Here is a 9977-nt window from a genome sequence, read left to right on the forward strand (position 1 = left end):
TTGCTAGGGGTTAGATCAATTACAACTATTAAGACAGCAATAACTGCACTTGTTTCTGGAAATTGGATTGAAGTCAGGCGGATTGGTGAAAACGGCACTGTCAACGCATATGTGTTGAACGATAGAGTTGTTTGGTCTGGACCACGTGAAGGGCTAAGATACAGCCTATTTTCTGCAACTGTCGTCGTCTCCGACAGCGAACAGCCGGACCGCGATACTTTGGGCAAGCAAGAACCACTACGCCGCCTTCCCCCGATAGGTGAGCGTCAGCTACCGCACGGCGACGGACTTCCCCCTCCTTCGCAACCGTTCCTAGATGGAATTGAGCCTGATCTGCCCGCCACCGAACAGCAGAACCTCGATCCGGCGATGCAAGAGGAACTATCCCAGCTCGTCATCGGCCTAGGAAACAGGCTCCGCGCGCCCGATGCCTCTCCCCCTGACGATGCAACCGATATATAGATACTATACAGGCCGACTTAACAGCGAGTGACATCATGGGTATCACCCTAAGAGAAGCATCCGAAAAGGTCGGTGTCACCCGCCAAACGCTCATGAAGGCGATCAAGACAGGCCGGGTTTCCGCCGAAAAATCCGATAACGGCGAATGGCGCATTGAACCTGTCGAGCTATTTCGTGTCTGGCCCCCTGTAAATGGGGTGCAGCAACCTTTACAGCCTAACATAACAGGCAGTGACACCCCCGGTTTACAGGCTGAAAACAGGCTGTTGCGGGAGCAGGTTGCCGAACTGCGTGAAGAACGGAACGCTTGGCGGGAGCAAGCCCAACGGCTCGCCCTCACCGATCAGCGCGCTGTCTCGCAGCCCAGCTCCCGCCCCGGCTTCTGGTCGCGCCTGTTCGGCCGCTAGGGCGACAGCCCTAGCGGATAGTGATGAATCCATTGAGAAAATTGTTGCGGTTTCGCAACATATTAGAAAAAACTCAGTTGACCTCAAAATATTTCTTGTATTTTTTAGTTTAGCAGTTACCCCCCCCCCCCCCGCTAGGGTCGCGAAAATTAGTCATGTTTCGTGTTTACTTAGGGGGTTTATTAATGAAGAAGATTATTACTTGCGCTGTTCTTGCGTCTGCCGCTCTTGCTACGCCTGCTTTCGCGCAGGATGAAGCCGACAAGGGTATGTATTTCCAACTTCGCACCGGCGTTGCTGACCTCAACAATCCCGATTTCGCCATCATCGACACATGGTCCGAGCCGAACAATCGCCTCGACACGAAGCTCAACACCAAGTCCGCTGCAACCTTTGGCGGTGAGCTGGGCTATGATTTCGGCGGCGTCCGCGTCGGCCTCGAACTGGCCTATCAGCGCAACAAGGTGAAGGGCATCACGCTCAAGAGCCTGAACGGCACCGCGATCACGGCCGAGGACCTCTCCGATGTTGTCGAAGGTCTTGGCGAACTCGACATTATCAGCGTCGATGATTTGGACGGCGTTGACATTAACGGCACCACGATCAGCGCGACCAACGGCTCCGTCGCTAAGCTGCGCCAGCTCGCCGTGATGGCGAATGTCACCTACGATATTCCGCTCGGCGGCAACACGTTCAAGCCCTATGTCGGCGTGGGCCTCGGCGCGGTCGGCTCACACCTCAAGGCGCTGGGCGAGGATGACGGCTCGGTTCGCTTCGCATGGCAGCTCCGCGCCGGTGCAGCCGTGAAGGTGACGAAGGGCATCGATCTGACCGCCGATTACACCTATCGTCAGACCGGCAGCGGCAAGCTGAACTTCGGGGACGAGGACGTGGAATATCGCCTCGGTAAAACCAAGGCTTCGCTGTTTCAGGTCGGTCTGCGCTTTACGCTCTGATCCGCGACCCTCTCAAATCGCGATAAGTGAGAAACCCTCCTGCTCTGCGGGAGGGTTTTTTCTTGGCTATACGATCCGATCATATGCGACCGAATCATATATGATCGGATCGTATATCGCCGTCACAAGCTCATGCCCCGGTCGCGTTGCAGGATCAGCTCCCGCTCACCGATGAGCTGACCCACGGCGCGCGCCATTTTCGGTTCACGCTGGATCTGCTCGATATAAAGATCCTTGGTGTGCTGGTTGGCCCCGTTATAGGCGTCCACCGCCTTGCGGAGCGCTTCCGGGGTCGCCTTCCAGTCGCTGTTATGGTCGCCATAGCCATGCGCGCCCGCCTCGCGCTTCCCGGCGATGGTATTGAACTTCTCGGCCACCCGCTCGCGTTCCCGCACCTGCTGGCGCTCCTGCGCTTCCTGACGGGCGCGATCGGCGGCTAGACGCTCCTGCGCTTCGCGGGCGAGTTGCACCTCGGCCGCCTCGCGCCGATCGCGCTCGACCGCACCGCTCAAGCTGGCCGCAACATCGTGCAGCCTGCCCGCGATCCGCTGCCCCATGTCTGGCGTCACTTCAAGGTTTGTGCGCCAGACAACGATTTGACGGACATTTCGGGAACATCGGTCATGCCACGAGCTTGAGCCGCGCCAGCGGATCGTTCAGCGGCCGAAATTCGCCCGCAGAAATTCGCTTGGCCTGGTCCCAAAGATAATCGCCGGTCAGGCTGATGTGCGCCCAGCCCATTGGCGACAGATGGGCAAGCAGCGCTAGATCAAATTCGATGTCGGTAGCACCGAGATGCTGCACAGCCCGGTCAAGATAGAGCGTGTTCCAATAGGAAATCGCCGCGATCAGCAGATTGAGGCCCGAAGCGCGGTATTCCTGGTTTTCGAGGCTTCGATCCGTAAATCGGCCCTGGCGATTGGTGTAGATGGCCGCTGCCAAAGTATGCCGCGCCTCCCCCTTGTTCAGGCCCGCTTGGCATGCCCGCCGAAGCGTGGGCTGTTCCAGCCAGTCGAGCGCGAACAGCGTGCGCTCGATGCGGCCGAGTTCGGCAAGCGCAAAATCCAGTTTGTTTTGCCGCTTGTAGGCAGCAAGCTTGCGCATGATGACCGAGGGCGCGACAGTGCCATCCTTGATCGACGCCACGACCCGGACGATGTCATCCCAATCGGCTTCGATCGCGGCTGTCTTGATCGTGCGGCCCATCAGACATTCGATGCCCCGATAGGATGATGGTGCCAGAATGGAGCCAAGCTTGCGATCCGCAATGTCGCGCAATCGCGGGACGAATCGGAAGCCCAGTAGGTGGCACAACCCGAACACATGGTCACTGGCACCGCCGGTGTCGGTATAATGTTCGTGCAACGGGAGTTGCCCGGCGCCCAGAACCAGACCATCGAGCACATAGGGCGCTTCCCCGGCTGTTGCGGACATGATCCGCGAGCCGAAGGATGCAAAATGGTCGGAGACATGCGAATATATCTTCACCCCTGGCTCTGCACCGTACTTGGCATTGACCTCGGCGGCGCCCGACCGGCTTCTTCCGGAGCGGAAAAACTGGCCGTCGGACGACGAGCTGGTTCCCGCGCCCCAGTGGCGCGCGAACGGAAGCTGATGATGGGCCGCGACTATCGTCTGGAGTGCGTGGCTGTAATTTTCGGGCGACAGGTACCAATTGTGCGTCCACGCGATCTGAGCATAGGTCACGCCTTCGCTGGCATTGGCCATGCGCTCCAAGCCCAGATTGGTGCCGTCCGCCAGGATCGCCGCGAGCACGGCATTGGGGTTGTCGTGTTCCTTGCCGGATCGCAGCTCGCGAAAGGCTGATAGAAAACCCGTGCGTTCGGCCACTTCGAGCAAAAGCTCGGTTATCCTGACGCGCGGGAGCAGACCATCGAGCCGCCGGTCGAGCGCTTCGGCTTCGGGCGGGCTGATTGGCGGCATTTGCTGGATTTTCAATCGGTCGCGGTCCAAAGACACGCCTTCAAGGTTTCCGCCTTTCAGCTGCTTGGCAAAGCGGCGCAACCGCCAATCGAGCGTTCTACCGCGCCCGGCAAGGTAGGCTTGAGCATCGGTCTCGAAGGCAAGCTGCTCCAGGGCTTTCGCTGTGTCGCGACGGCTGAGCAGATAGGCGTCGAAGCGCTGATAGCTACGGCTGCCCTCGACCCACACATCGCCAGCACGCAACCCGTCGCGCAAAGTCGCAGCAACCGCAATTTCGTAGAGCCGACGGTTGATGCGCCCGCCGCTGGTGATGATCTGCTTCCATTTGCGGTTCGGGAACGGCAGTGGAACACTGTCGGGGAGATGGCGTGCTTTGCGCTGGTTGGCATCCCTGATGACATCGATGGCCTTGATCAACTGCAATCGGCTGCCGGACGCCTTGAACGAGAATGCCTCGAAGAAGGCGGGGCCGAACCGGCGCAGCGTCGCATAGCGTTCGGTCGCCATGACCAAGGCATCCTCGCCGGCGAGGTTGGCCAGCGCGTCGACCTGCGCCTTTGCGGCCACCAGCTTGTGCCAACCCACCATTTCATCGATCAGCTCGAGCGGATCGCCGCCGTGCTGGATCGCTTCATCAAGGGCCGAAATCGTCGCGCCGAACAGTCGCATCAGCTGGCCGACGGACTGGATGCTGTCCTGATAGCGCCTCTCCCGGCCGCGCCGTGCGCGGGTGAACATGCCGCCGATCAGACGATCGAACATCTGGATCGCACCATCGGCAAGCCGGGCTTCAAGATCGATGACGGCTGCCACAAGCGTCGCGCGGCGGCGATTAAGGCTGTAGTCAGAGAGGAGAAAGGCCGGGGCCACGCCGCCTTCGCGAACAAATTGGGCGAAGCGGAATTCGGGGATCTCGGAGCTGACTGCGGGATCGATGCCAATATTGCGCACAAACCGCAACCGCTCCAAGAGGCCATTGATGTTCGCTGTATTCGGCGCTTCATCGTAGGCGCGGAGCCAGGCCAAGGGCGTCATCCCGAAATCGGAATTGTTGACGAGCAGGTCGTCGAGATGCGCCATCTCGGAGGAATCTAGCGTCTCGATGAGTGCGGCTGCGGCCGCTTTGCGCGCGCGAGCCCGTCCGGCAAGTCCGGCCCGCTCCAAGGTATCCGAGGCGGGCAAGATGAAGCGCTTGTCCTTCAGCCCCTCGATCAGTGCGCGAACGATGGGTTCGCCGCGATCTGTGTGTCGCGCGGCGGCTTCCGCCAGTTCCAGCGCGAAAGGAATGTCCATGCGCCGGAAGGGATGAAGCCCCAGGTATCGGGCGACGATCTCGGCATGGTCGTTTCGGGTCTGTGAGCGCTGACCATAGCTGGTGAGCGCTGCCGGATCGACGTGCAGTTGGGCGGCGAGGTAATGCAAAACGGGGGTCGGGACGGCATTGTTTCCCGGCAAGCCGAATCCAAGATGACGCATCAAGGCAATATGGCTTGCGAGGCCAAGCCTGTTCGGCGCGCCGTAGCGCCTGCCGATCACTTCGATGTCTTCGGCGGACAACGTGTAGTTGGCGATGATCGCGATGTCGTCGGTCGGCGGCTCGAATAGGCATCGGCGCTCGTGATCAGTCAGGAGCCGTCGTCTCGCCAATTTGCCCTCCCACCGATTCGTCGCGTCAGATTAACGCGAGGGTCTGCCAATGCGAAGAGGTGCACTGTCCGATAGACGATCCCTTAGCGAACATGTGTCGGCAGCGCCGCCATCGCACCGAAAACCTGTGTTCCGCCTGTCTCGTTTGACTGGTCCGATTTGTTTTGCGTTGAAGGCCCCTTCTGCGATACAAGTCCCGGATGACCAACACCCTGATCGGCTATGCCCGCTGCTCAACGGACAAGCAGGATCTTGCCGCACAGCGCGACGCTCTGGTCCAGCTTGGGGTGGCACCGGATCGAATTTATACCGACCACGGTTTCACCGGGACCAATCGTGCGCGACCAGGTTTGGATCAGGCCTTGGCCGCAGTTCGCAATGGCGACACGCTGGTGGTGCCCAAGCTCGACCGACTTGCGCGCTCCGTTCCCGACGCACGGGCGATCGGCGACCAGCTGACGGCACGCGGCGTGAGATTGCAACTCAGTGCCAGCGTCCACGATCCCGGCGACCCCATGGGCAAGCTGTTCTTCAACATCCTTGCCACCTTCGCGGAATTCGAAGCCGATCTGATCAGGATGCGGACCCGGGAAGGTATGGCCGTCGCCCGCGCCCGGGGAAAGCTGCGCGGCAAGAAGCCAAAGCTATCTGATCGGCAGCAGAAGGAGTTGCGCCGGATGTATGACACCGGCGATTATTCGATCAGCGACCTGGCCGAACTGTTCTCGATTTCGCGTCCGACAGTTTATCGCACCCTTGGCCGGCAGCCCACGGTCACTGCCGTGACGGCGGAACCAGCTTGACTATGCACCTTATATAGTGCATATGGTAGCCATGGGATCGGGGACCGCACAACGCATCGAGCTGGTGTTCTACCAGACCGATGCAGGCAATGTCCCCGTTCGCGACTGGCTACTCGGTCTCCCTGAAGCCAATCGCCGCGAGATTGGCCAGGACTTACAGCGGGTCCAGTTCCGCTGGCCGGTTGGCATGCCGCTGGTTCGCCCTATGGGAAAGGGGCTGTTCGAAGTGCGTACATCCCTGCCTGACGGAACGATCGCGCGTGTGCTGTTCTGTTTCCACCAAGGCGAACTCTACGCGCTGCATGGATTTATCAAGAAGTCACAGACGACGCCAGCCGCAGATTTGGAATTGGCACGCAAGCGCCAGAAAGAGGTTGAAAATGGCTGAGAACAAACATCGCGGCCCGACGCTGGACAGCTTCCTCGAGGAAGAAGGTGTGCTCGCGGAATTCCAGGCCAAGGCCATCAAGGAAGTCATCGCTTGGCAGCTTTCCGAGGCGATGCGCGAACGCAAGCTCAGCAAGAAGCGACTGGCGCTATTGATGCATACCAGCAGGACACAAGTAGACCGCATGCTTGATCCCGCCGATGGCAATGTCACCATCGAAACCCTGCAGCGCGCTGCCGCCGTCGTGGGGCGTAGGGTCGAGCTCGCGCTGATCTGATAAGCAAACAAGGCCGACTACGCCGAATGTTCCGCTTATGTCCGCCAAATCGTTGTTTGGCGCACAAACCTTGAGGTGACGCCTGTCTCGCAGCCATTCCGTCCCGCGCTCGATATACTGGCGCAGGCCGGCCCGCTCGACGACGCCGGCGTTGTGCTGACCTACCGCCGTCACCGGCTCATAGGCCCGCCCTTCCCGCGCGGCCACCTGCTCGGCCCGCCGCTCCATCGCCGTCGCACTCGGCCCCATATGCACGGTGGGTTCCTGCTCGATCCCCTGCCGCTGGTGACTGCGATGGTCCACCCGGTCGGGGACGTTCGCCAGTTCCAGCGCCCGATTCTGCATCTCGGCCCATCGTTCCCGCCACCGCTCGACCTCGCCGCTCTGCTTCTGGTCCAGCTCGCGCGTCTTTTCCCCCAGCCCCTCAGGGCCAAGGCGGCGCGTCGTCGTCAACAGGTGGGCATGGTGATTGCGCTGGTCGCCCTCGCGACCAGGTGCATGGATCGACACGTCCACCGCCACCCCATGCCGCTCGCTGATTTCCCGCGCGAGGCCCAAGGCCAGCTCCCGGCGCTCGTCGGCCGACAGCTCGACGGGCAGCGCGATTTCATATTCCCGCGCCACGGTCGCGTTCTTGCGCGTCTCCGCCAGCTCGGCCGCGTTCCATAGCCGCTCGCGGTCGGCCGCCCACTCCGGCGCGTCGGTCGGCAACATCAGCTCGCTATGCTCGACGCCCTGCTTGCGGGTGTAATCGTGGACGAGGCCGGTGCGCTCGTCCGTGATTTCGACGCCCGCACGATAGGCTGCCGCCGCCGTCGCGCTGCGACCGGCGGAACGGCCTATCGCCTTCACCGCAAGATGGAAACTCGCCATCGCCGCGCCCTACCTTGCCATGCGGGAGCATGGCGCGGGCGATAGCCCGCTGGGGTGGAGGGGTATCCCCTCCCGCACGCAAACGCAAGTTTGCATAAGTGCGCCCTTCCTCTCTTTCGTTCAGTCGGGTCCGGTGCTATCAATATCACTCAGCGAAAGGATTGTGCATGGCCGCTCCGACGCCAGAGGCTATCGAAAACGCCCGCCGCAAGGTCGAACAGGCCAAGGCCCGGTTGCAGGCATTGGAAGCGCGCGCCGCCACCCTGAACCGCAAACAGGACGCCCGCCGCAAGATCATCCTCGGCGGCCTGCTCCTCGATGCCGCGATGAAAGACCCCGCATGGGAATCCCGCCTCAATGACCTGATGGGCCGGATCAGCCGCGATCAGGATCGCAAGGCGTTCGATGGCTGGACCTTCAAGGGCGGCCCCGCCGATGCCTGACCCGTTCGACCCCGCTGAGTTCGACGCCCCGCCCCCTGCCGATCCCGGCGCGGATTATCGCGTCCTGCTCGATGCGATGCGGCAGGCCGGGGCCGATGGGATCGCGCAGCAGTCGGCCGCGCTGGTCCAGCGGATCGAGCAGGACGCCCGCCAGCGCCTCGAATGGGGGCAACGGATGGGAACGGCGGTCGATGATCTCCAGCGCGTGGCGGGGCAGCTCCAGCGGGTCAGTGCCGGGATATGGTGGGACCGGCTGAAGGAATGGCTCTCGGCCGCCCTGATCGGGCTGGGCCTGATCTTCGCCGCGGCCCTCGCCTACCAGTGGGCGAAGGAACCCAAGATTGAACAGCGGCTATACGGCTGCACCGCACGATGGGACGCCAAAACAGGCAAGTGCAAAGGCGACTGGGTGCCGTTGCAGGCAAGGGAATGACCGACGCCCTTCAAATCAGCCCGACGACAAGGAGCAAGGCGCGGTCCACGGCCTTCATCCGCTCATCGTCAAGCCGCCCGAAAGGCTTGCTGATTTTCGAGCGGGGCAGGGTCGAGAGCTTGTCCACCATCACCTGCGAGAGCACACGCAACCCATTGGCGTTGTCCGGCTCGACGGTGATGCGAAAGGCAGCGTCGCGCACGGCGCTGGTGATCGGGCAGATCACGAGGCTTTCCAGCTCGGCCAAAAGATTCGACTGCACAATGAGGGCCGGGCGAGGCTTGCCGTAGTCACCTTGCAACGAAACCGCGACAATATCGCCTCGCTTCACTGCCAGCCCTCGACCTGCGCCGCCGCTTCCTCGACAAACCGCAGCGCGTCCAGCTCCGCCGGGTCGCCCTTCAACTTCAAGCATTGCTGGCGCACACGCTCCGCGAAGTCAGCCCCGCGCGTGTCGGGAACCCAGAATTGGACGGGCCGAAACCCCGCCGCACGCATCCGCTGGCGGTGCCGATCTACCTTGTCAGCCCTTTGCTTGATCGCGGCCATGTGAATCTCCATAGGTATCATGCTAAGTTACATGATACCTCTTTGACTGCTCCCCCGCAAGTTCCTTCACTCCGATTTGCCTCTGGCGTCCCGCAGGGGCGCCGCCGAGCCTTTGGATGGCACAAAAGCCACCCCCAAGCGCCTCCCTGCGTCCTACGGGCCGGAAATCGCCTCCTACACCCCCTGATAGCCCGTAGGAACTTTGCCGTAGGAACTGCCCTTTGCGGGAATATGCGACCGTATGAGCTGGGCGTCTCCAACCCATAACGCGCGCCGCGATTAGCGGCGCTCATTGTTCACTTTTTGTTCCTATCTAAAGGGGCTGCTTCGCCAGCGCTTAGGTCCGCGCTTGCACCCCCTTTAGATCATATAGAAGGGCGAGATTTTTTATTGCGTAATTTCAATGTGTTGGCGGGGGGGGGTAGCCAGTAGCTGATTGGCTAGGGGTAGCCAGTAGCTGATTGGCTAGGGTATGTCGATTTTCACCAATTTATTGTCGATAATTGACGTTGATTTTTGATAATTTTCTGGCGATAATCGGACATAGATTGACTGCCCCTAGCCAATCTATGTCCGATTTCTCGACACTGGAGTCACACCCCTGTGACAGATACGCGCACCTTGCCCGCCACCAAGCCTCAGCCTAGCCGATGGGTCCAGACTGACCGTGCATCGCATGAGGCTTGGGCGCGCTTAAGCGCATCAAACCCCAAGGCTGGGGCCTTACTACATCTGCTTGCCGCTCGGGTCGGAGATAATAATGCTGTTGTAGTAAGTCACAAGACATTAGCAGAA

The 9977-nt window shown here is 60.9% G+C and carries 11 protein-coding genes; 6 read left to right on the forward strand and 5 right to left on the reverse strand.

The window, feature by feature from the left end:
• Positions 1-497 precede the first annotated feature (497 nt).
• On the forward strand, positions 498-869 hold the full coding sequence (locus tag SAMIE_RS23145) for a hypothetical protein (protein WP_021243081.1): 372 nt from the start codon (positions 498-500) through the stop codon (positions 867-869).
• Positions 870-1024: 155 nt separating this feature from the next.
• Positions 1025-1825, forward strand: a complete 801-nt coding sequence (locus SAMIE_RS23150; protein ID WP_013044868.1) for an outer membrane beta-barrel protein — start codon at positions 1025-1027, stop codon at positions 1823-1825.
• A gap of 122 nt (positions 1826-1947) precedes the next feature.
• On the opposite strand, the gene SAMIE_RS23155 is transcribed toward SAMIE_RS23150, so the two are convergent.
• Both SAMIE_RS23155 and SAMIE_RS23160 read right to left on the reverse strand, forming a co-directional pair.
• Entirely contained in the window at positions 1948-2382 is a 435-nt protein-coding gene (locus SAMIE_RS23155; protein ID WP_232037506.1) for a hypothetical protein, read from the reverse strand.
• Positions 2383-2446: 64 nt separating this feature from the next.
• Positions 2447-5416: a Tn3 family transposase gene (locus SAMIE_RS23160; RefSeq protein ID WP_066704273.1), complete on the reverse strand. Its 2970-nt coding sequence runs from the start codon at positions 5414-5416 to the stop codon at positions 2447-2449.
• Positions 5417-5616: 200 nt separating this feature from the next.
• Between SAMIE_RS23160 and SAMIE_RS23165 the strand changes: the two genes are divergently transcribed.
• Both SAMIE_RS23165 and SAMIE_RS23170 read left to right on the forward strand, forming a co-directional pair.
• Complete coding sequence (locus SAMIE_RS23165; RefSeq protein WP_066520976.1) at positions 5617-6219, forward strand: recombinase family protein; 603 nt, start codon at positions 5617-5619, stop codon at positions 6217-6219.
• A gap of 31 nt (positions 6220-6250) precedes the next feature.
• Positions 6251-6607 carry a type II toxin-antitoxin system RelE/ParE family toxin gene (locus SAMIE_RS23170; protein ID WP_066520988.1) on the forward strand — a complete coding sequence of 119 codons (357 nt, stop codon included), beginning with the start codon at positions 6251-6253 and terminating at the stop codon, positions 6605-6607.
• Positions 6608-6755: 148 nt separating this feature from the next.
• On the opposite strand, the gene mobQ is transcribed toward SAMIE_RS23170, so the two are convergent.
• Positions 6756-7757: a MobQ family relaxase gene (mobQ, locus tag SAMIE_RS23180; protein WP_332005074.1), complete on the reverse strand. Its 1002-nt coding sequence runs from the start codon at positions 7755-7757 to the stop codon at positions 6756-6758.
• Between the two features lie 167 nt (positions 7758-7924).
• Between mobQ and SAMIE_RS23185 the strand changes: the two genes are divergently transcribed.
• Together SAMIE_RS23185 and SAMIE_RS23190 are read left to right on the forward strand one after the other, a co-directional pair.
• Positions 7925-8200, forward strand: coding sequence for a hypothetical protein (locus tag SAMIE_RS23185; RefSeq protein ID WP_013044870.1), 276 nt, complete (start codon positions 7925-7927; stop codon positions 8198-8200).
• Positions 8193-8633 (forward strand): hypothetical protein, encoded by a 441-nt coding sequence (locus tag SAMIE_RS23190; RefSeq protein ID WP_021243082.1) that lies wholly within the window; start codon positions 8193-8195, stop codon positions 8631-8633. The genes SAMIE_RS23185 and SAMIE_RS23190 overlap by 8 nt, the downstream gene beginning before the upstream one ends.
• Before the next feature lie 10 nt (positions 8634-8643).
• Here the strand turns inward: SAMIE_RS23190 and SAMIE_RS23195 are convergent, their stop codons facing one another.
• Complete coding sequence (locus SAMIE_RS23195; RefSeq protein ID WP_013044872.1) at positions 8644-8964, reverse strand: type II toxin-antitoxin system PemK/MazF family toxin; 321 nt, start codon at positions 8962-8964, stop codon at positions 8644-8646.
• Positions 8961-9182 carry an antitoxin MazE family protein gene (locus SAMIE_RS23200; protein ID WP_013044873.1) on the reverse strand — a complete coding sequence of 74 codons (222 nt, stop codon included), beginning with the start codon at positions 9180-9182 and terminating at the stop codon, positions 8961-8963. Before SAMIE_RS23200 ends, SAMIE_RS23195 begins: the two co-directional genes overlap by 4 nt.
• Positions 9183-9977: the final 795 nt, after the last annotated feature.

Source organism: Sphingobium amiense, assembly GCF_003967075.1.
Classification (GTDB): Bacteria; Pseudomonadota; Alphaproteobacteria; order Sphingomonadales; family Sphingomonadaceae; genus Sphingobium; species Sphingobium amiense.

What these genes read in the sequence shown, in the direction of transcription:
- SAMIE_RS23145 (WP_021243081.1), top strand. Translation starts at nt 498, where the DNA reads ATGGGTATCACCCTAAGAGAAGCATCCGAAAAGGTCGGTGTCACCCGC.
- SAMIE_RS23150 (WP_013044868.1), top strand. Translation starts at nt 1,025, where the DNA reads ATGTTTCGTGTTTACTTAGGGGGTTTATTAATGAAGAAGATTATTACT.
- SAMIE_RS23155 (WP_232037506.1), bottom strand. Translation starts at nt 2,382, where the DNA reads ATGGGGCAGCGGATCGCGGGCAGGCTGCACGATGTTGCGGCCAGCTTG.
- SAMIE_RS23165 (WP_066520976.1), top strand. Translation starts at nt 5,617, where the DNA reads ATGACCAACACCCTGATCGGCTATGCCCGCTGCTCAACGGACAAGCAG.
- SAMIE_RS23170 (WP_066520988.1), top strand. Translation starts at nt 6,251, where the DNA reads ATGGGATCGGGGACCGCACAACGCATCGAGCTGGTGTTCTACCAGACC.
- mobQ (WP_332005074.1), bottom strand. Translation starts at nt 7,757, where the DNA reads ATGGCGAGTTTCCATCTTGCGGTGAAGGCGATAGGCCGTTCCGCCGGT.
- SAMIE_RS23185 (WP_013044870.1), top strand. Translation starts at nt 7,925, where the DNA reads ATGGCCGCTCCGACGCCAGAGGCTATCGAAAACGCCCGCCGCAAGGTC.
- SAMIE_RS23190 (WP_021243082.1), top strand. Translation starts at nt 8,193, where the DNA reads ATGCCTGACCCGTTCGACCCCGCTGAGTTCGACGCCCCGCCCCCTGCC.
- SAMIE_RS23200 (WP_013044873.1), bottom strand. Translation starts at nt 9,182, where the DNA reads ATGGCCGCGATCAAGCAAAGGGCTGACAAGGTAGATCGGCACCGCCAG.